Raw genomic sequence first — 20,001 nt, forward strand, 5'->3', positions numbered from 1 at the left:
GGGTAGCCTGCTAAGAAAACGCAGGCTTTTGAGGGGTATTTCGCTGATCAGATCACGATCCTCAGGCATTGCCCGGCGTGATAGAGCGAGAAGCCGGCTTCATACAGGCAGCTGCGCAAGCCCACCGCGGCCAAGGGTTGCATGGGCGTAAAAGGGATCGGCAAGGCTTGGGTGTCCTGGTGACACAGGTAGTCGGCAAACGCCTTGCCCACCACGCTGCCGGTGGTCACCCCGCGTCCGTTATAACCGGTAACCGCCACCAGGCCGGGGGCCGGTTCGAACAGGCGCATCAAGTGGTCGGGAGTGAATGCGATGCAGCCGGTCCAGGTGTATTCCCACTGCACCGGTTTGAGGTACGGGAAGTAGTGTTGCTGCACCCGATCGGCCCACGCCTTGAGGAACCACGCCGGTTTCTGGTTGCCGTTACCCAGGCTGCCCAGCAACAGGCGGCCATCGGCATCGCGGCGAATGCTGCTCAGGACCTGGCGCGTGTCCCACGAACCCTGGCCGCCGGGGAGGATCTGCTTGGCCGCGTCATCGGTCAGCGGCGCCGAGGCCACCTGATAGTAATAGCCGGGGAAGAAGTTACGCCGCAGTTCGGTCCATTCGCCTTCGGTGTAGGCGTTGGAGGCGATCACCACCTGCGCGGCCTGCACCGCGCCCTCAGCGGTCTGCACCGACCAATCGGCGCCTTGGCGTTCAAGCTGGGTGACCGGGGAATGATCGAACAACTGCCCGCCCAACGCTGCGGCGGCATTCGCCAACCCAGTGGTGTAGGCCATGGGGTTCAAGGTGCCGGCGCGCCGATCCAGCAACGCGGCGGCGATTTTCCGGGTACCGGTGGCTTGCTCGCAGGCCTGGCCGGTGAGTAACTCAACCGGTGCGCCCCGGCGTTTCCATTGCTCCTCACGGCTGCGCAAATCCGCCTCGCCACGGGCGTTGTGCGCCATGTGCAAGGTGCCTTCACGGCGCAATTGGCAGTCGATGTTGTACTTGTCGATCAGGCTGAACACCAGGGACGGCGCCGCACCCAACATGCGGTTGAGCTGGCTGCCCACCGCCGTGCCGAAACCGGCCTCGATCTCGTCCGGTGGAATCCACAGGCCGGCGTTAACCAGCCCGACGTTGCGCCCCGAACCACCGTGGCCGGTGCGATGGGCCTCGAGTACGGCGACGCTTTTACCCTGTTCCAGCAAATGAATGGCCGCCGACAAACCGGTGATGCCAGCGCCGATCACGCACACATCCACCTTGACCGCGCCCTTGAGCGCGGCTCGGTCGGGGCGGCCTGGAGTGAGGTGTTCCCATAAACATGTTTCGCGCAGTGCCATTGCCAGACTCCGGGATGAATTCACCACCGCTCGTTCCCGCGCTCTGCGTGGGAATGTAGCCTTGGACGCTCCGCGTCCGCATTGTCGTGACGCGGAGCGTCACAGGATGCGTTCCCACGCAGAGCGTGGGAACGATCAGTCTGGTCAGTCGAACGTGATGCCTTGTGCCAGAGGCAGCTCCAGCGAGTAGTTCACGGTATTGGTCTGCCTGCGCATATACCCGCGCCACGCATCCGAGCCCGATTCACGCCCGCCGCCGGTTTCTTTTTCACCCCCGAACGCGCCACCGATCTCCGCGCCGCTCGGGCCGATGTTGACGTTGGCAATGCCACAGTCGCTGCCCACCGCCGACATGAACTGCTCGGCTTCACGCACGTCAGTGGTGAAGATGCAGGATGACAAGCCTTGTGGCACGGCGTTGTTCAGGCGCAGGGCTTCGGCGAAGTCGGTGTAGCCGACCACGTAAAGAATCGGCGCGAAGGTTTCGCTGCACACTACGTCGCTTTGCTCGGGCATTTCCACGATGGCCGGCGATACGTAGTAGGCGTTGGGGAATTTGTCTTGCAGTTGGCGCTTGCCGCCGAACACCTTGCCGCCTTCGCTCAAGGCTTGCTCAAGGGCGTCCTGCATGTTGTCGAAACTGTGCTTGTCGATCAGCGGGCCGATCAGGTTGCCTTCCAGTGGGTGGCCGATGCGCACTTTGGAATAGGCGGCCTTGAGGCGGGTGACGATTTCTTCCTTGACCGACTCATGGGCGATCAGCCGGCGCAGGGTGGTGCAGCGTTGGCCGGCTGTGCCCACTGCGCTGAACAGGATAGCGCGCACGGCCATGTCCAGGTCGGCGCTTGGGCCGAGGATCATCGCGTTGTTGCCGCCCAGCTCAAGGATGCTGCGGGCGAAACGCGCGGCGACTTTGGGTGCCACTTCACGGCCCATACGCGTGCTGCCGGTGGCGCTGATCAGGGCAACGCGCGGGTCATCCACCAGCGCAGCGCCGGCGTCGCGGCCGCCGATGATCACTTGGCTGAGGTACTCGGGGGCACCGTCGAATTTTTTCAGTACGCGCTCGAACAAGGCCTGGCAGGCCAGTGCAGTGAGCGGGGTCTTTTCCGACGGTTTCCAGATCACCGCGTTGCCGCACACCAAGGCCAGCGCGGTGTTCCACGCCCACACGGCCACGGGGAAGTTGAAGGCGCTGATCACGCCGACCACGCCCAGCGGGTGCCAGGTTTCACGCATATGGTGGCCGGGGCGCTCGGAGGCGATGGTCAAGCCGTACAACTGGCGCGACAGGCCGACGGCGAAATCGCAGATGTCGATCATTTCCTGCACTTCACCCAAACCTTCCTGGGTGATCTTGCCGGCCTCCCAAGAAACGAGTTCGCCCAGGTCGGCCTTGTACTCGCGCAATACGTCGCCGAACTGGCGCACCAGCTCGCCACGCCGCGGCGCCGGCACCTTGCGCCAGGCTTCGAATGCATGCTCGGCGCGACTGACCTGTTGCTCCACCTCGGCGGCACCTTCCCAATGGACACTGCCGATACGGCTGCCATCAATCGGTGAATGCACAGGTTGTTTCCCAGCCTGGTACAGCGCCGGGTTTACCCCGAGACGATCAAGCAATGCGGCAACCATGGGTCACTCCTTCAAATCTGCGTAGAAAAATCGCGCCGCTGCTTGCACGGCGATCCTGAGCCTATTTGTAGCTGGCCCAAGACTTGCCAACAAACGACGATTAGGCGAGATATCATTCCCTTTATTCATGCAAAGAATAAAAAGAGGCATGCCGTGCTGAACAAAAGATATTTGCCCTCGATCACCGCCCTGCAGTGTTTCGAAGCGGCCACCCGCCACCTGAGCTTCACCCGCGCCGCCGAGGAACTGAACCTCACCCAAAGCGCGGTGAGCAAACAAGTAGCGCAGCTGGAAGAGCTGTTACAACACTTGCTGTTTCGCCGCGTGCGCCGCCGCTTGCAGATGACCCCGGCGGGCGACCTGTACCTGGTGGAAGTGCGCAAGATCCTCACCCAAGTGGAAATGTCCACCCACTACCTGCGCTCCTACGGCGGTGAAACCGAAGTGCTGCGCGTGTCCACGCCCTACACTTTTGGCGCACGCTGGCTGGTACCGCGCCTCAAGGGTTGGCGTTTGCGCCACCCGCAGATCCACCTGGACCTGTGCAACGAACAGGACCCGGACGAGTTACTGCAAGGCAAGGCCGACATGGCGTTCTATTTCGGCCAGGGCGCACGCCCCGGCACCGAGAGCCTGAAATTGTTCAGTGAAGAGCTGGTACCGGTGTGTTCGCCCGACAGCCTGCCCTCCCAGCCCTTCACCGACCCCACACAACTGAGTGAACTGGTGCTACTGCAAAACGCTTCGAGGCCCCAGGGCTGGCATGACTGGTTCGCCAGCCAGGGTTTCCATACCGAGCACAGCTACCATGGGCCGCGGTTCGACACGTTTTATATGTGTATTCGTGCGGCGCAGGTGGGATGCGGCGTGGCGCTGTTGCCGCGTTTTCTGGTGGAGGAGGAATTGGCCGAGGGCAAGTTGGTGATCCCCTGGCAACATGCGATGCCGAGCCAGGATGCTTACTACCTGGCGTATCCCGAGCATTCGGCGGAGGTGCCCAAGGTGCGCGAGTTTGTGAAGTGGATGATGGAGCAGGTGCTTTAGCGCCTGGAGAATCGCCATCGCAGGCAAGCCAGCTCCCACCGTTTGGAATGCACTCCAAATGTGGGAGCTGGCTTGCCTGCGATGGCGCCAGTGGCCTTACTGAAAAAATCACTGGCAAAACCCCACAAGTCTATGCGCCACTAACCCCCTTCCTCAATTGTGCGTAAAGGCCGGCCTCCATCGCCGACCCGTCTGGAGATTCCCGTTATGAGCGAGAGTGTGTTTGCCGATCGCATCGTGCAGAACCTGCTCGACACCGACTTCTACAAGCTGACCATGATGCAGGCGGTGCTGCACAACTACCCGAACGTGGAAGTTGAATGGGAGTTTCGTTGCCGTAACAGCGAAGACCTGCGCCCTTACCTGGCGGAGATTCGTTACCAGATCGAGCGCCTCGCCGAGCTGAGCCTGAGCCCCGATCAATTGGGTTTCCTGGAACGCATCAGCTTTATGAAGCCGGATTTTCTGCGCTTCCTCGGGCTGTTTCGCTTCAACCTGCGGTATGTGCAAACCGGCATCGAGAACGGCGAGTTGTTTATCCGCCTGCGCGGACCGTGGCTGCATGTGATCCTGTTTGAAGTGCCAATGCTGGCCATCGTCAGCGAGGTGCGTAACCGCTACCGCTACCAGACCGTGATCCTTGAACAGGCCCGCGAGCAGCTGTATCGCAAGTTCGACTGGTTGACCGCCAACGCCAGCAGCGATGAGCTGTCGGAGCTGCAAGTGGCAGACTTCGGCACGCGCCGGCGTTTTTCCTACCGGGTGCAGGAGGAAGTGGTCAGCGTGCTCAAGCACGATTTCCCTGGGCGCTTTGTCGGCACCAGCAACGTGCACCTGGCGCGCGAATTCGATATGAAGCCGCTGGGCACCATGGCCCATGAGTGGATCATGGCCCACCAGCAACTCGGCCCGCGCCTGATCGACAGCCAGATCGCCGCCCTTGATTGCTGGGTGCGCGAGTACCGTGGCCTGCTGGGTATCGCCCTCACCGATTGCATCACTACCGACGCCTTCCTCGGCGACTTCGACTTGTACTTCGCCAAGCTGTTCGACGGCCTGCGCCATGACTCCGGTGATCCGATCCAGTGGGCAGAAAAAGCCATCGCTCACTACCACAAGCTGGGCATCGAACCGATGAGCAAGACCCTGGTGTTCTCCGACAGTCTGACATTGCCCAAAGCCTTGGAAATATTCCGGGCGTTGCGCGGTCGCATTAATGTGAGCTTTGGCATCGGCACCAACCTGACCTGTGATATTCCAGGGGTGGAACCGATGAGCATCGTGCTTAAAATGACCGCCTGCAATGGCCAGCCCGTCGCGAAGATCTCCGATGAAGCGGGCAAGACCCATTGCACCGACCCGAATTTTGTCGCCTATTTGCGTCACGTTTTCAAAGTACCTGCCCTATCCAGCAAGGAGTGAATCATGCAAGCCGTACAGCGTGAGATTGCACAACAGCTCAAGGTGCAAGCCCCGTTCAAGGACCAGGCCGCACTCGAAGCCGAGGTTGCCCGGCGCGTGGCCTTTATCCAGGACTGCCTGCGCAATTCCGGGCTCAAGACCCTGGTGCTCGGCATCAGTGGTGGTGTCGACTCCCTGACCGCAGGCCTGTTGGCCCAACGTGCGGTGCAGGAACTGCGCGCCAGCACCGGCGATGAGGCGTACCGCTTTATCGCCGTGCGCCTGCCCTACGAAACCCAGTTCGACGAGCACGACGCCCAGGCCTCGGTGGACTTTATCGAGCCGGATGAACGTCACACCGTGAACATCGGCCCGGCGGTTAAAGCCCTGGCCAATGAAGTGGCCGCCTTTGAAGGCAAGGCCGCGGCGTCCCGTGACTTCGTGCTGGGCAACACCAAGGCGCGCATGCGTATGGTGGCGCAGTACACCATCGCTGGCGCGGCCGGTGGCCTGGTGATCGGCACCGACCATGCGGCGGAAGCGGTGATGGGCTTCTATACCAAGTTCGGTGATGGCGCGTGCGATCTGGCGCCGTTGAGCGGGCTGGTGAAGCATCAGGTGCGAGCCATTGCCCGCCACTTTGGTGCGCCGGAATCGCTGGTGGAGAAGGTGCCGACCGCTGACCTCGAAGACCTGTCGCCGGGCAAGCCGGACGAGGCGTCACATGGGGTGACCTATGCCGAGATCGATGCGTTCCTGCAGGGGGAGCCGGTGCGTGAGGAGGCGTTCAGGATTATCTGCGAGACCTATCGCAAGACTGAGCACAAGCGGGTGATGCCGTTTGCGCCTTGAGGTGAACCCGATGGTTTTGCATTGATTGTCAGATCGCCATCGCAGGCAAGCCAGCTCCCACACTTGACCGGATTCCAACATGGGAATGCGGTCGAATGTGGGAGCTGGCTTGCCTGCGATGAACGGTAACGCGGTCTTACTTCAGGACCACAGCACCTTTCATCATCGAGATGTGGCCTGGGAACGAGCAGAAGAAGCTGTATTTCTCATCGGCCTTCAGCTTGGAGACGTCGAAGGTCACCGAGTCTTTCTCGCCGGCACCGATGATCTTGGTATGGGCGATGATGCGCTCATCACCGGCTTTCAGGTAATCCTTGTCGATCCCCGCAGCCATGCCGTCGGTTGCTACCGGTTGCATATTGGCTTCGGTAGTCAGCACCCAGTTATGGCCCATCACGTTCTTGGGCAGGTTACCCGAGTGAGTCAGCTCAACGGTGAACTGCTTGCAGCTCTTGTCGATGGTGATTTCTTTAGTGTTGAACGACATTTGGTCGGTGGAGTCGACAGTGACCTTGCACTCTGCAGCAAGCAACTGGCCGCTCGCCAGAGTCAGCAGGGAAACAGCAACGAGTTTGGCAAACATGTGAATCTCCAAGGCAGGGTTTTAAAAACGCGGATTGCGGTAAGGGTGCCTCAATCAGGCTTGAGTTCTTATGATCTGAATCAACAGATTGTATACAACTTTAGGCTATCAGCTTCATCAACACAATCAACCAGCCAAACTGCCGCACCCTGATTATGATCGGCCCATCAATCACGGGAGTTCATGCCATGCACCTCAATCACCTGTTCAACGGCCTCCTGGCTGCCTACGCCTGCGGTAAGTGAAAGCAAACGCCCCCCCGAAGCTGCTACCATGACGACCCGAGGCAGCTGCGCGCCGCCCACCCTCACCTTCGACCCTAGAGGATCGCCCATGGCCAAACCTAATTACTCCTTCGCCAAACGTCAGAGAGACTTGGCCAAGGAACAGAAGAAAGAGGAAAAGCTGCAACGCAAGAAAGCCGCTGCTGAGGAAGAAGCCGGCGCGCTGAACCCGGATGCCGAAGGTGAAGCGGCACCTGACGAGACCGAAACCCCGAAAGCCCCAACTGAATGATCGTTCCCACGCTCCGCGTGGGAATGCAGCCCCGGACGCTCCGCGTCCCGCACCAGGCTTGAAGCCAGCGCAAGGGTGACGCAGAGCGTCACAGCAGGCATTCCCACGCAGAGCGTGGGAATGATCGTTTTTCACTCCAGCGGCATCACCGTCACCCGCACCTCCGGGTCGTGGCTGCCTCCCCCCAGAATCACCCCACGCAACGGCGACACATCGGAGAAATCCCGGCCCCAGGCCAGGGTGATGTGCTCCAGCGCCGGCTGCACATTGTTGGTCGGGTCAAAATCCACCCAGCCTGATACCGGGCAAAACACCGAGACCCACGCATGGGACGCATCCGCGCCAATCAGCCGTGGCTGGCCGGGCGGTGGCTGGGTCAGCAGGTAGCCGCTGATATAGCGCGCCGCCAGGCCCCGCGAACGCAGGCAGGCAAGCATCAGGTGAGCGAAGTCCTGGCACACGCCGCGACGGCGCTCCAGCACTTCAACCAGCGGCGTGGCGACCTGGGTGGCTTCGGCATCGAAGGTAAATTCGCTGAAGATCTTCTCCATCAATGCCTGCGTGCCCAGCAGTAAAGGCTCGCCGGGCGGGAAGCAGCTTTCGGAGAACTCGACGAAAGTTTTCTTCAGATGGACATAGGGCGACTCGAAGCGATAACGACAGGCTTCGATCAGTTCGGCGCTCAATGCCTGGCTGCTGTAAGTCAGGCTGTCGCGGGTGTGGTCCCAGGGCGGCGACCGCTGGAAGTCCAGAGCGGGTCGCGCCAGCACTTCCACGGTGAGCCCGGCGTTCACCAGCAATTCATCATGGGGCCGTTCGAACGCCAGGCGAGTGATCGGGTTGCCGAATACGTCCAGTTCGTCGCGGCGCGAGGTGGGTTCCGGGCTGATATCCAACTGCTGCCAGGTGCACTTCTGCCAGGCGCACGGCCTTGGCCAGAGGTGCGCCAGTTGCTGGGCCAGGGACACCGGGCTGTCATAGTGGTAATGGGTATCGTGGAAAATCTGGTAGCGCGCGCTCATTACACCGACACCGTTTGCTGGCTGACATCATCCACGTGGGCAAAATGGCGCAGCGCCAGGCGATCCGACACTTGCCCGCTTTCATCGGCCACCGCTTGCAACAGGTCGGCCAGGCCGTCCAGCGCGGCACGCACGCTGGTTTCGCCAAACAGGCCGTTCTCCAGGCAGCCCAGGTCAAAACGCGCCAGGCACTCGACCAAAGGCACCAGCCCGGTTTCACGGGGCACGCCAAAATCATCATTGAGACGGCGCAGGGTGCGGCTCACCAACTTGAGCTGGAACAGCACCGCATGGGGGTTCTGCTCGTCGAGCAGCAGCAGGTCGAGCACCGGGATCAACTGCGGCACCGCCAGGTAGCGCGAGCGGTAGGTGATGCTGCTGTTGCCCAGCTCCAGCAACCATTCCAGCCCGGCCTGATCGAACACCGCCACGCCGCGCAGGAATGCCGCAAGGCTGCTGCTCAGAAATTGCAGACGCTCGATGCGCCGGCCCATCATCAAGAAGCGCCAGCCTTCATCGCGGGTCATGTCGTCCAGGGCAAAACCGGACAGTGCCGCCAGGGACATCACCAGGCGGTTGAGAAAGTCGAGCAGCTCGCCAAAGTCTGCAGTGTCGCTTTCCAGTTCCATGGCTTCGCGTTGCAGCTCCACCAGGGCCTGCCAGTTTTCCCTGGACAACTTGCCGCGCACCTGGGACGCCGCCCACTGCAGACGCTGCAGGTTGGCGCGCAGACTTGAAGGCCAGTCATCACCCAGCAAGGCGGCGAGCAGGCGCTCAGGCAGCTCGCCCTCCTCAGGCAACAGGCGCAGGCTTTCGCCGAGTTCGACGGCGGCCTGCAACGCCAGCGGATCGTCGCCATCGACATACCGCGCCAGCACAATGCGCAGCCAGCGCGCACTGTCGTCGCAGCGCTCGCAGTAACGACCAAACCAGAACAGGTTTTCCACCACGCGCGAGGGCAGATAGGGATCGCGGCGCACCAGGTCATAGGCGCCAATGGTGCGTTGGGCGCGCCACTGCTCGCCACCCGGCACACGTTCGCCGAGTACCCAGGTGTCCTTGCTCGCCCCGCCGCGCTGCATCGACACCACCTCGGCATCGGCGTCGGCCGCCACGCGAGTCAGGCCGCCGGGCAGTACCCGATAACCGTCTTCACTGGCCACGGCGTAGACACGCATACCAATGGCACGGTGTTGCAAGTGGTCATCCACGGTGTGCCATACCGGCGCCTGAGACAGTTGCGCCAGCTCTTGGGCGACATAGGCATAGGGCCGCGCACGCATGCGTTCAGCCAGGGCCTGGCGCTGTTCGTCGTCAAGGTCGCGACCAAACACCGGGGCGAAACTTTGTGAGGGAAATGCCGGCTTGATCAGCAGCTCCGGGAGTTTTTCCAAGGCTTCGGCAAGCACCGGCGCTTCGCCGCACCACCAGGTGGCAATCGACGGCAGGATCAAGGCTTCACCGAACAAAAACTCGTTGATCTTGGGCAAAAAGCCCAGCAACCCCGGGGACTCCAGCACGCCGCTGCCCAAGGCATTGGCCACCAGCACATTGCCTTGGCGTACGGCGTCGAGCAGGCCCGGCACGCCGAGCGCGGAGTCGGTGCGCAGCTCCAGCGGGTCGCAGAAATCATCATCAAGGCGACGCATGATCGCGTGCACCCGGCGCAGGCCGCTAAGGGTTTTCAGGAACACGGTGCTGTCGCGCACGGTGAGGTCGCCGCCCTCTACCAAGGGGTACCCGAGCTGGCGCGCCAAGTACAGGTGTTCGAAATAGCTTTCGTTGAAACGCCCCGGCGTGAGCAGCACGATCAGCGGCGGCTGATCATCGCCAGGGGCCTGGCGCGCCAGGGTTTCCTGCAGCGTGCGAAAGAAACCGGTGAGGTGCTGCACCTGCATATCCCGGTACAGGTCCGGGAAGGCGCGGGACACGATGGTGCGGTTTTCCAGGGCGTAGCCGGCGCCCGATGGGGCTTGGGTACGGTCGGCGGTGACCCACCAGCGGCCGTCCGGCGTGCGCGCCAGGTCGACCGCGTACAGATGCAGGAACGCACCGTCGGGCGGCTGGATGCCCTGGCACGGCCACAGAAAATTGTTATGCCCGAACACCAGTTCGGCCGGCAGCAAGCCTTCCTTGATCAGGCGCTGCGGGCCATACAGGTCGGCCAGCACCGCATTGAGCAGGCGCGCACGCTGGGCGATGCCGGCCGACAGTTGCTGCCACTCCTCGGCCGCCAGCACATGAGGCAGCAGGTCCAGTTCCCAGGGGCGGTCGGCGCCCTTGGGGTCGGCGTAGACGTTATAGGTGACGCCGTTTTCCTGGATCTGGCGCGTCAACAACGCCTGGCGCTGGGCCAGTTGTGCGGGCGTGCTGCGTTGCAGGTGATCGAACAAGCGTCGCCAATGGGCACGCACCGCGCCGCTGGCGTCCAGCAGTTCGTGATAGGTGCCCGCGGTGAGCGGGTAACGGTCGAGCAAGTCGGACATGGAACGCTCGGCAGAGGCAAGGGAAGTCAGGTTAACTCAAATTCACTACGATCCAATGTGGGAGCTGGCTTGTTGTGGCGAGGGAGCTTGCTCCCGCTCGACTGCGCAGCAGTCGCCTGCAATTGGGGGCGCTTCGCACCCCAGCGGGAGCAAGCTCCCTCGCCACAAAAGCCCTCCCACACTAGGATCATGTTCATTCCTTATTTTTTGTGAAGCGCCGCAAATCCAGGGTCATTGGCAACTCATCGTTTACCGTTACAGTCGGCACTGGCAGCTTGCCCGGGCTATGCCCCAAGCGGAAAAAACGCGCCATGCGCCGGCTCTCCGCCTCATTGGCATTCACCGGCAGGCTGTCGTAATTGCGCCCGCCCGGGTGCGCCACATGGTATTGGCAGCCACCCAACGAACGCTGCATCCAGGTGTCGAGCAGGTCAAATACCAGCGGCGCATGCACGGGGATGGTCGGTTGCAGGCAGTTGGCCGGTTGCCAGGCACGGTAACGCACGCCCGCCACGAACTCGCCGACGCGGCCGGTTGGTTGCAGCGGCACCGGCACGCCATTGCAGGTCAGCAGGTAGCGTTGCGGTGGCAACCCGCTCAACTTCACTTGAAGGCGCTCCAGGGACGAATCCACATACCGCACCGTGCCACCCACTGCGCCCTCCTCGCCCAGCACGTGCCAGGGTTCCAAGGCCTGGCGCAGTTCCAGTTCGATACCGCTGACGGCGTAGTCGCCCACCTTGGGGAAACGAAACTCCAGATGCGCTGCGAACCATTCGGCACGCAGCGGGTAGCCGGCCGCGTTCAGCTCGACGATCACGTCGGCAAAGTCCTGCTCGATAAAATGCGGCAACAGGAAACGGTCATGCAGTTCAGTGCCCCAGCGCGCCAGCTTCGGCGGCGCATAGGGCTCGCGCCAGAACCGCGCGACCAGCGCCCGCAGCAACAACTGCTGGGTCAGGCTCATGCGCGCATGGGGGGGCATTTCAAAGGCGCGCAGTTCCAGCAGCCCCAGGCGGCCAGTGGCGCCGTCGGGTGAGTAAAGTTTGTCGATACAGAATTCGGCGCGATGGGTATTACCCGTCACGTCGATCAGCAGGTTGCGCAACAGGCGATCCACCAACCATGGCGGGCAGTCCTCGCCCTGTGCCGGCATCTGCGCGAAGGCGATTTCCAGTTCATACAGCGCATCGTTGCGCGCCTCATCCACCCGGGGTGCCTGGGAGGTGGGGCCGATAAACAGGCCGGAGAACAAATAGGACAACGACGGGTGGTTATGCCAGTAGCTGATCAGGCTGCGCAGCAGGTCCGGTCGGCGCAGGAAGGGCGAATCCTTGGGCGTCGCACCGCCCAGTACGAAGTGGTTACCGCCACCGGTGCCGGTATGGCGCCCATCGATCATGAACTTCTCGGTGGTCAGGCGGGTTTGCCGGGCCTCTTCGTAGAGGAATTCGGTGCGTTCTACCAACTCGTCCCAGGTGGCGGACGGCTGTACGTTGACCTCGATGACACCGGGATCTGGCGTGACCCGGAAATTGCTCAGGCGCGTATCCGCTGGCGGCTCGTAGCCCTCCAGCAGTACCGGGCAATGCAGCTCTTCGGCGGTGGCCTCAATGGCAGTCACCAGCTCCAGGTAATCCTCGACGCGCTCCAGCGGCGGCATAAACAGGTACAGGCGACCTTCCCGTGCTTCGGCGCACAGCGCGGTACGGGTCAGCCAGTCGGCGGACTCGTCGACCTTGGGCACACGCTCGTCGTCCGGGGCCGGCTCGCCATGGCTGCGCAATTGCGCCGCAGTGGGAAGCTCGGGCTGGTCCTGGTTCGGGTCGGTGGGGTGTATGAACGGATACTCAGCCGCCGTCACCCAGGGCTGGGAAGCCAAGGGCAGCCGGTAACCCAGCGGCGAATCACCCGGCACCAACCGGCAATGGTTGTCGCGCAGGTACCAACGCCCACTCTGCCAGCGGTCATTGGCCGCAGTACGTGCCAGCGGCAGCACCTGGCCGATGACTTTATCCAGGCCCTGGCTGAACACTTTGCGCAGGCGCTCACGCTCCAGGTCGTCGCTCAGGCGCGGGTCCTGGGCGGTGACGTTCTGGGGCAGCGCCCCTTCGCGCCACAGGTAGTAGAAATTGTCCTCGAACGCCGGGAACACAAAGCGCGCCGGCAGTTTCAGGCGCTCGGCGACGCTGGCCAGGAAACGCCCGGCCATCACCCCATCGGCGCCGTAGTCTTCTTGCTCATCGGCGATCAGTGCGCTGTTGTGCCAGATCGGCACGCCGTCGCGGCGCCAGTAGCAATTGAGCGACCAGCGCGGCAGTTGCTCGCCGGGGTACCACTTGCCTTGGCCGAAATGCACCAGGCCCTTGGGCGCATAGTGCTGGCGCAGGCGCTGGAACAGCTCGGCCGACAGGCGACGCTTGTCCGGGCCCAGGGCTGCGGTGTTCCATTCGGCGCCGTCTGGGTCGTCGATAGAGACGAAGGTCGGCTCGCCGCCCATGGTCAGGCGTACGTCGTCCTTGAGCAGGTCGCCGTCGATCTGCCGGCCCAGGGCCTGGATCGCCAACCATTGTTCTTCGGTGTAGGGCTTGGTCACCCGTGGCGCTTCCCAGATGCGCTCCACCGACATCTCATGGGTGAACTCGCATTCGCACGGCTCAACCAACCCACTGATGGGCGCGGCAGACGATGGATCGGGGCTGCAGGCCAAGGGGATATGCCCTTCACCGGCGAACAACCCGGACGTGGCATCCAGGCCAATCCAGCCAGCGCCGGGCAGATACACTTCGCACCAGGCGTGCAGGTCGGTGAAGTCCACCTCGGTACCGGACGGGCCGTCGAGGGCTTTGACGTCGGCGGTCAGTTGAATCAGATAACCAGAGACAAATCGCGCCGCCAACCCGAGGTTGCGCAGCAATTGCACCAACAACCAGGCCGAGTCGCGGCAGGAGCCGGACGCGTTTTCCAGGGTAAATTCCGGGGTTTGCACACCCGGCTCCATGCGAATCAGGTAACCGATATCGGCGGCCAGGCGCTGGTTGAGGCCGACCAGGAAATCCACAGCAGGCAGCGGCGTGCGATCGATACCGGCCAGGTAAGCGGCAAACCTTGGCGTCAGCGGCAGGGTTTCCAAGTACGGCGCCAGCTCGCGCTGCTCATCGGCGGCGTAGCTGAACGGGATTTTTTCGGCGTACGGCTCGAGGAAAAAATCGAACGGATTGAACACCGCCATCTCGGCGACCAGGTCGACCTCAATGCGCAACTCGTCAGTCTTTTCCGGGAACACCAGGCGCGCCAGATAATTGCCCTGGGGGTCTTGCTGCCAGTTGATGAAATGCTGCTCGGGCAACACCTTCAGCGCGTAGGACAGTATTCGCGTACGACTATGGGCTGCCGGGCGTAGCCGAACGATCTGTGGGCCGAGTTCGACAGCACGGTCGTAGCGGTAATGCGTAACGTGGTGCAACGCGACATGAATCGACACGGCGGCCTCCTGCGAGCCAGGGCATAAGCACAACGCGCGCAAGACTTATGCCACAGCAGCAGTCATTGCACTAAAACGTCAGGCCCGGTGCAGTACAGCACCAAAACGGCGCCAACGTTGTGGCTATGGTGCAGGCGCTGCACACATTTGTAGCGCCGGGCTGAGGGCAGGTGGTGAATCTACCCAATCAATGGTGTTTGTGTTGGGCAATCATGGCCTGGCGCAGGCAGCGGACTTCGACCAGTTTCTGGCGCATTTCACGGTGGCGTTTGCTGTTGAACAGCAATAGCCCAATTAATGGAAACACCAGGCTCAAGGCGTATACCACCCCGTTCGGTTGATCATTGAGTGTTGGCAATACACCCAGAAAGCATACCCCCAGCAGCAACACTAGCGGCCAAATCCATTGGGGACGCCCGCGTGCGATCATGAAATTGCAGTGCACAATGACTAGCGTGAGTGCGATACCCGCCAGGAAGGAGTATTTGGCATTATCTGCCATGGACAGGCTTGGCATATAGCTATCGAAGAACACCGGAACCGCAAACACGAGGGTGAAAATGCAGACGAATATCGCCCCCATAAAGACGGGGAAATACGTCGACAGAAAACTGCGAATGCTAGGCAGCTCGTTCATTGTTCGGCCTCCTCATACAGACCTATGGCAATTGTGCGTACGTTCCCTGACACCGCACTACCGGTAAAACCGATGGCTGCGCCCAACGCGTCCTTGATCTGCGTGACCGTTGCATGCTTGACCTCGGTGGGCGTGAACCGCTTAGGCAACTCGCCCGACAACTGCTTTAACTTGATCATCTTGGACGTCAAGCGTGGGTCGTTGATGCTCAGCAGCTCTTTGGTCAACTTGGCGCGCTCCTGTCGATTCAGGCCCCTGAGCACCTCTCTCACACTTTTCCCGGTAGAGGCCTTATTCAGCCGCACCAGCTTGACCGTTGCCAATGCCGATGAACCCACCCCAACCAACGACGCCGCATCCAGGGCAATCATGGTGTATTGGTACCACTCCTCACTGTCGAGCTGATCATTGCGCGCGGGGTTGCGGATCTCATTGACGGTGCGATAGCCGCTGGCAAAGCACTGCACAGAACTGGCTGCCGCGGCCGTATAGCCGAGCGCCACGACCACCGAACTGGCCCCCGCCGAAAACGGAACTGCGACGGAACCACTGAGCACCACGATCCAACCGATAACCGCGCCGGCACACGATAGCGTGGTATTGACCGCTTCGCCCACCAAGCGGGACTCACGCGGATTGTCTTGCACCTGCTGAGCGAATTGCGTTGGCGCGATGTACTTCTGCGCCTCACGCAGGATCAAACGCTTGGGTGCGATGCTGCAGATGGGCTGAAATTCGCGCAGGGTGACAACGTTGAAATCGGCATCGATATACACAACACCTGCACCGACAATGGCGGGGTCTGCATCGATGGCGGCGAACAGCCGTGGCAGGTTGATCAGGCTCTCGATACGCTGGCGCGCCATAAATTGAGAGCGGTTGGAATCCATGCCGATGTTGAACAAGGAGCTGCCCATAAGTGTTCTTCCTTGAAATTGAAAGTGCCCAGACCGGCCTCATCGCAGGCAAGCCAGCGCCCACACTTGAAATGCATTCCCCTGTGGGAGCTGGCTTGCCTGCGATAGCAATCTGATGAGCGCCCCCCCTAACAAACAGGCCACCTACCGCCAATAAACCTATCTAATCAACGGGTCTTGCGTTGCGCAACCGCCGCCCGACGCAGGTGACGTATTTCGAGTAATCGCTGACGCATTTCACGATGGCGCTTGCTGTTGAGCAGCAACAAACCCAGCAGCGGAAACAGCACCGCCGAACCGTACACCAGGGTATTGAGGCCGTATTGAATCATCGGCAAAACGAACAGCAGGCAACACACCAAGTAGCTCGCCACCAGCCGGGTCGCCCAGGGGAATCCGCGTGCAATCATCACATTGCCAAACACCAGCACCGCTACCAGCACCAGTATTGCAGCCCCGGAGTAGTTGGCCTTGAGCGCCGGTTCAACCCCGCGCAAATAGGTTACGCCCGCCGTGGACACAGCCACCGAACCAGAGAAAATCGCCATGAAGATGGTGCCCATGAACACCGGAAAATAACGCGCAAGGAAACTGCGCCTATCGGGAAACCCCTTCATTCCGTCAGTTCCTCATACAGGCCAATGGCAAGCGTCGATGCCGAGCCAACGTGACCGGTTCGATAGCTGCCCCAGATACCCAACATGCCGCCCAAGGCGTCCTTGAGCTGGGTGAGCGTGGCATGACGAATTTCCGTGGAGCTGTAGCGCTTGGGCAACGTGCCGGCGCGCTGCTGCAACTTGAGCAACTTGGGGGTCAGGCTTGGGTCTTTGAGACTGAGCAATTCCTGGGTCAACTTCTTGCGCTCCTGGCGATTCAAGCCCTTGAGCAATTCATACCAGCTCTTGCCCAACGCAGCGGCTTTTTTGGCCTTGAGCAGCCTTAATGTGGTGAAGGCTCCCGTTCCGATCCCGACCAACGACGCGGCATCGAGAATCGGTGACACCGCGCCATACCACTGGGCGTCGTCCATGCGGTCGTTGGCATCTGGGTCAAGGATCTCGTTATAGGTCCGGGCCACGCCAAACCCGCACTGAGCGCTGCTGGCCAGCGCCGCCGTGACACCGATACCCACCACAAAAGCACTGGCACCGGCGGTGAACGGTACGGCGACGCTGCCACTGAACACCACGATCCAGCCGATCACCGCCGCCCCACAGGAAAGCCCCATGTCAAAGGCCTCCTTCTGGAGGCGCCCTTCACGGGGGTCGGTCTTCACCTGCTCGACAAACTGCGCCGGCGAGATGTACTTCTGCGCCTCGCGCAAAATGACGCGCTTGGGTTTGATGCTGCAGATGGGCTTGAATTCGCGCAGGGTGATCACGTTGAAGTCGGCGTCGATGTACACCACGCCAGCGCCGACGATGCTGGGGTCGGCGTCAATGACGGCGAACAGCCGCGGCAGGTTGATCTGGCTCTCAATGCGCTGGCGCGCCATGAATTGGGAGCGGTTGGAGTCCATGCCGATGTTGAGCAAGGGGTTGCCCATAAGTGTTCTTCCTTGAAATCGAGAGTGCCCAGACCGGCCTCATCGCAGGCAAGCCAGCTCCCACGCTTGAAATACATTCTCCTGTGGGAGCTGGCTTGCCTGCGATAGAAATCTAATGGGCGCCACCTTACCAAACAGACTCACCACCGACCAGAAAGCAAAACGCCAGCACGAGGCTGGCGTTTTGCATTTCAGGCGTCGATCACCGCGGTACAACCGGCTTGCGCGTAGGCTTGCCGCCCTTGCCCTTGGCCGCATCGCTGCGCTCTTTGGCCGCCTGCTTATTGCGCGCCTGGGCCGCAGCCTTGGCTTGCTCGCGCTTGTCCCACGGGTTGCTGCCGTCGCTGCCACGGGGTGGCAGGCCGGTGTGCTGGGTGAGGATCCTGGTGGTGGTTTCCTTGGCGACCTTATGGCTGCCGGCCGGCGTCGAGTTCTTGCGCCGGGCGCTCTGGTAGCTGTCGGTGGACGGCTGGTGCAGCGGGATCAACTGGTCCTTGCCCGACCCGATCAGGTCGGCACGGCCCATGCGGGTCAATGCTTCACGCAGCATCGGCCAGCCCTTCGGGTCGTGGTAACGCAGGAACGCCTTGTGCAGGCGGCGCTGCTCCTCGCTCTTGACGATGGTCACCGCGTCGCTCTTGTAGGTGACCTTGCGCAGCGGGTTTTTGCCCGAGTGGTACATCGCGGTGGCGGTGGCCATCGGCGACGGGTAGAACGCCTGCACCTGGTCGGCACGGAAGCCATTGCCCTTGAGCCACAGGGCCAGGTTCATCATGTCTTCATCGGTGGTGCCCGGGTGGGCGGCGATGAAGTACGGGATCAGGTACTGCTCCTTGCCCGCTTCCTTGGTGTACTTCTCGAACATGCGCTTGAACTTGTCATAGCTGCCAATGCCCGGCTTCATCATCTGGTTGAGCGGACCTTCCTCGGTGTGTTCCGGGGCGATCTTGAGGTAACCACCGACGTGGTGGGTGACCAGCTCTTTGACGTATTCCGGCGACTCGACGGCAAGGTCGTAGCGCAGGCCGGAAGCGATCAGGATCTTCTTCACACCCGGCAACGCACGGGCGCTGCGGTACAGCTGGATCAACGACGAGTGGTCGGTGTTCAGGTTCGGGCAGATGCCAGGGAACACGCACGACGGCTTGCGGCACGCGGATTCGATTTCCGGGCTCTTGCAGGCGATGCGGTACATGTTCGCCGTCGGGCCGCCGAGGTCGGAGATCACGCCGGTGAAACCCGGCACTTTGTCGCGGATCTCTTCGATCTCGCGAATGATCGACTCTTCGGAACGGTTCTGGATGATGCGGCCTTCGTGCTCCGTGATCGAGCAGAAGGTGCAGCCGCCGAAGCAGCCACGCATGATATTCACCGAGAAACGGATCATGTCGTAGGCCGGGATCTTCTCCTTGCCATACGCCGGGTGCGGTACGCGGGCATAAGGCATGCCGAACACGTAGTCCATTTCTTCGGTAGTCATCGGAATGGGCGGCGGGTTGAACCACACGTCAACTTCACCGTGCTTCTGCACCAGGGCGCGGGCGTTGCCTGGGTTGGTTTCCAGGTGCAACACGCGGTTGGCGTGGGCATAGAGCACCGCGTCGCCGCGGACTTTTTCCACCGATGGCAGGCGGATCACGGTCTTGTCACGGGTCATGCGCGGGCTGGCCAGGATCTGCACAACCTTGGCTTCTTCCGGATCATCCACCGGCCCCTTTTCCTGCTCGATGGCGCAGGCCTGGGTGTCCTGGGTGTTGACGTACGGGTTGATGATCTTGTCGATCTTGCCCGGACGGTCGATGCGCGTGGAATCCACTTCGTACCAACCGGCCGGCGTATCACGGCGGATGAACGCGGTACCGCGCACATCGGTGATGTCTTCGATCTTGTGGCCCCACGACAAACGCTGGGCAACTTCGACGATGGCCCGCTCGGCGTTGCCGTACAGCAGGATATCGGCGGTGGCGTCGATCAGGATCGAGTTGCGCACGCGGTCCTGCCAGTAGTCGTAGTGGGCGATACGACGCAGGGAAGCTTCGATGCCGCCAAGCACGATCGGCACGTTCTTGTAGGCTTCCTTGCAACGCTGGCTGTACACCAGGCTTGCACGGTCGGGACGTTTGCCGGCCATGCCGCCAGGGGTATAGGCGTCGTCGGAGCGGATTTTCTTGTCGGCGGTGTAGCGGTTGATCATCGAGTCCATGTTGCCGGCCGCGACGCCGAAGAACAGGTTCGGCTCGCCGAGCCTCATGAAGTCGTCTTTGGACTGCCAGTTCGGTTGCGCGATGATCCCGACGCGAAAGCCCTGGGACTCCAGCAGCCGGCCGATGATCGCCATGCCGAACGATGGGTGGTCAACATAGGCATCACCGGTGACGATGATAATGTCGCACGAATCCCAGCCAAGCTGATCCATCTCCTCCCTGCTCATCGGCAGGAATGGCGCAGGACCGAAACATTCGGCCCAGTACTTGGGATAGTCAAATAACGGCTTGGCTGTTTGCATGACGGTGACCGGTGTGAAGATGAAAAATCGCGGGCGCGGAA

The 20,001-nt window shown here is 61.6% G+C and carries 15 protein-coding genes; 4 read left to right on the forward strand and 11 right to left on the reverse strand.

Going from position 1 to position 20,001, the window contains the following annotated elements; translation table 11 throughout:
- Positions 1-47 precede the first annotated feature (47 nt).
- Both amaA and amaB read right to left on the reverse strand, forming a co-directional pair.
- Positions 48-1,331 (reverse strand): L-pipecolate oxidase, encoded by a 1,284-nt coding sequence (amaA, locus tag AC1RAC_RS23670; protein WP_057975446.1) that lies wholly within the window; start codon positions 1,329-1,331, stop codon positions 48-50.
- A 144-nt stretch (positions 1,332-1,475) separates the two neighbouring features.
- On the reverse strand, positions 1,476-2,966 hold the full coding sequence (gene amaB, locus AC1RAC_RS23675; protein WP_019818294.1) for an L-piperidine-6-carboxylate dehydrogenase: 1,491 nt from the start codon (positions 2,964-2,966) through the stop codon (positions 1,476-1,478).
- Between the two features lie 153 nt (positions 2,967-3,119).
- Here amaB and AC1RAC_RS23680 point away from each other — a divergent pair, with 153 nt between their 5' ends.
- The 3 genes from AC1RAC_RS23680 (at position 3,120) to nadE (ending at position 6,263) form a co-directional block, all read left to right on the forward strand.
- The gene (locus tag AC1RAC_RS23680) at positions 3,120-4,010 is read left to right on the forward strand and encodes a LysR family transcriptional regulator (RefSeq protein WP_492617035.1); all 891 of its coding nucleotides are present in this window, start codon (positions 3,120-3,122) and stop codon (positions 4,008-4,010) included.
- Positions 4,011-4,217: 207 nt separating this feature from the next.
- Complete coding sequence (pncB, locus tag AC1RAC_RS23685; protein ID WP_003188094.1) at positions 4,218-5,432, forward strand: nicotinate phosphoribosyltransferase; 1,215 nt, start codon at positions 4,218-4,220, stop codon at positions 5,430-5,432.
- Between the two features lie 3 nt (positions 5,433-5,435).
- On the forward strand, positions 5,436-6,263 hold the full coding sequence (gene nadE / locus AC1RAC_RS23690) for an NAD(+) synthase (protein ID WP_014716685.1): 828 nt from the start codon (positions 5,436-5,438) through the stop codon (positions 6,261-6,263).
- Positions 6,264-6,399: 136 nt separating this feature from the next.
- Here nadE and azu read toward each other — a convergent pair whose 3' ends face one another.
- Positions 6,400-6,846, reverse strand: a complete 447-nt coding sequence (azu, locus tag AC1RAC_RS23695) for an azurin (protein WP_003188091.1) — start codon at positions 6,844-6,846, stop codon at positions 6,400-6,402.
- A gap of 333 nt (positions 6,847-7,179) precedes the next feature.
- Between azu and AC1RAC_RS23700 the strand changes: the two genes are divergently transcribed.
- Positions 7,180-7,362, forward strand: coding sequence for a hypothetical protein (locus AC1RAC_RS23700; protein WP_034125662.1), 183 nt, complete (start codon positions 7,180-7,182; stop codon positions 7,360-7,362).
- A 131-nt stretch (positions 7,363-7,493) separates the two neighbouring features.
- Here the strand turns inward: AC1RAC_RS23700 and AC1RAC_RS23705 are convergent, their stop codons facing one another.
- The 8 genes from AC1RAC_RS23705 to AC1RAC_RS23740 all read right to left on the reverse strand — a co-directional run bounded on the left by AC1RAC_RS23705 (position 7,494) and on the right by AC1RAC_RS23740 (position 19,960).
- The gene (locus AC1RAC_RS23705) at positions 7,494-8,384 is read right to left on the reverse strand and encodes a transglutaminase family protein (RefSeq protein ID WP_020301622.1); all 891 of its coding nucleotides are present in this window, start codon (positions 8,382-8,384) and stop codon (positions 7,494-7,496) included.
- Positions 8,384-10,870 carry a circularly permuted type 2 ATP-grasp protein gene (locus tag AC1RAC_RS23710; RefSeq protein ID WP_054896365.1) on the reverse strand — a complete coding sequence of 829 codons (2,487 nt, stop codon included), beginning with the start codon at positions 10,868-10,870 and terminating at the stop codon, positions 8,384-8,386. Before AC1RAC_RS23710 ends, AC1RAC_RS23705 begins: the two co-directional genes overlap by 1 nt.
- Before the next feature lie 193 nt (positions 10,871-11,063).
- A complete protein-coding gene (locus AC1RAC_RS23715; protein ID WP_054918847.1) occupies positions 11,064-14,354 on the reverse strand; it encodes a transglutaminase family protein in 3,291 nt (1,096 codons plus the stop codon).
- A gap of 187 nt (positions 14,355-14,541) precedes the next feature.
- The gene (locus tag AC1RAC_RS23720) at positions 14,542-14,991 is read right to left on the reverse strand and encodes a hypothetical protein (RefSeq protein WP_034125658.1); all 450 of its coding nucleotides are present in this window, start codon (positions 14,989-14,991) and stop codon (positions 14,542-14,544) included.
- Positions 14,988-15,908 (reverse strand): Ssp4 family T6SS effector, encoded by a 921-nt coding sequence (ssp4, locus tag AC1RAC_RS23725; protein WP_034125657.1) that lies wholly within the window; start codon positions 15,906-15,908, stop codon positions 14,988-14,990. The genes AC1RAC_RS23720 and ssp4 (AC1RAC_RS23725) overlap by 4 nt, the downstream gene beginning before the upstream one ends.
- A 167-nt stretch (positions 15,909-16,075) precedes the next feature.
- The gene (locus AC1RAC_RS23730) at positions 16,076-16,525 is read right to left on the reverse strand and encodes a hypothetical protein (RefSeq protein ID WP_314545988.1); all 450 of its coding nucleotides are present in this window, start codon (positions 16,523-16,525) and stop codon (positions 16,076-16,078) included.
- On the reverse strand, positions 16,522-17,454 hold the full coding sequence (ssp4, locus tag AC1RAC_RS23735; protein ID WP_014716676.1) for an Ssp4 family T6SS effector: 933 nt from the start codon (positions 17,452-17,454) through the stop codon (positions 16,522-16,524). Before ssp4 (AC1RAC_RS23735) ends, AC1RAC_RS23730 begins: the two co-directional genes overlap by 4 nt.
- A gap of 202 nt (positions 17,455-17,656) precedes the next feature.
- The gene (locus tag AC1RAC_RS23740) at positions 17,657-19,960 is read right to left on the reverse strand and encodes a YgiQ family radical SAM protein (protein WP_054896277.1); all 2,304 of its coding nucleotides are present in this window, start codon (positions 19,958-19,960) and stop codon (positions 17,657-17,659) included.
- Positions 19,961-20,001 lie beyond the last annotated feature (41 nt).

It is taken from the genome of Pseudomonas sp. GW823-FHT02F05 (assembly GCF_058797315.1).

Excerpts from the sequence above, each read along its gene's own strand:
- amaA (WP_057975446.1), bottom strand. The coding sequence starts at position 1,331 with ATGGCACTGCGCGAAACATGTTTATGGGAACACCTCACTCCAGGCCGC.
- amaB (WP_019818294.1), bottom strand. The coding sequence starts at position 2,966 with ATGGTTGCCGCATTGCTTGATCGTCTCGGGGTAAACCCGGCGCTGTAC.
- pncB (WP_003188094.1), top strand. The coding sequence starts at position 4,218 with ATGAGCGAGAGTGTGTTTGCCGATCGCATCGTGCAGAACCTGCTCGAC.
- nadE (WP_014716685.1), top strand. The coding sequence starts at position 5,436 with ATGCAAGCCGTACAGCGTGAGATTGCACAACAGCTCAAGGTGCAAGCC.
- azu (WP_003188091.1), bottom strand. The coding sequence starts at position 6,846 with ATGTTTGCCAAACTCGTTGCTGTTTCCCTGCTGACTCTGGCGAGCGGC.
- AC1RAC_RS23700 (WP_034125662.1), top strand. The coding sequence starts at position 7,180 with ATGGCCAAACCTAATTACTCCTTCGCCAAACGTCAGAGAGACTTGGCC.
- AC1RAC_RS23705 (WP_020301622.1), bottom strand. The coding sequence starts at position 8,384 with ATGAGCGCGCGCTACCAGATTTTCCACGATACCCATTACCACTATGAC.
- AC1RAC_RS23710 (WP_054896365.1), bottom strand. The coding sequence starts at position 10,870 with ATGTCCGACTTGCTCGACCGTTACCCGCTCACCGCGGGCACCTATCAC.
- AC1RAC_RS23720 (WP_034125658.1), bottom strand. The coding sequence starts at position 14,991 with ATGAACGAGCTGCCTAGCATTCGCAGTTTTCTGTCGACGTATTTCCCC.
- ssp4 (WP_034125657.1), bottom strand. The coding sequence starts at position 15,908 with ATGGGCAGCTCCTTGTTCAACATCGGCATGGATTCCAACCGCTCTCAA.
- AC1RAC_RS23730 (WP_314545988.1), bottom strand. The coding sequence starts at position 16,525 with ATGAAGGGGTTTCCCGATAGGCGCAGTTTCCTTGCGCGTTATTTTCCG.
- ssp4 (WP_014716676.1), bottom strand. The coding sequence starts at position 17,454 with ATGGGCAACCCCTTGCTCAACATCGGCATGGACTCCAACCGCTCCCAA.
- AC1RAC_RS23740 (WP_054896277.1), bottom strand. The coding sequence starts at position 19,960 with ATGCAAACAGCCAAGCCGTTATTTGACTATCCCAAGTACTGGGCCGAA.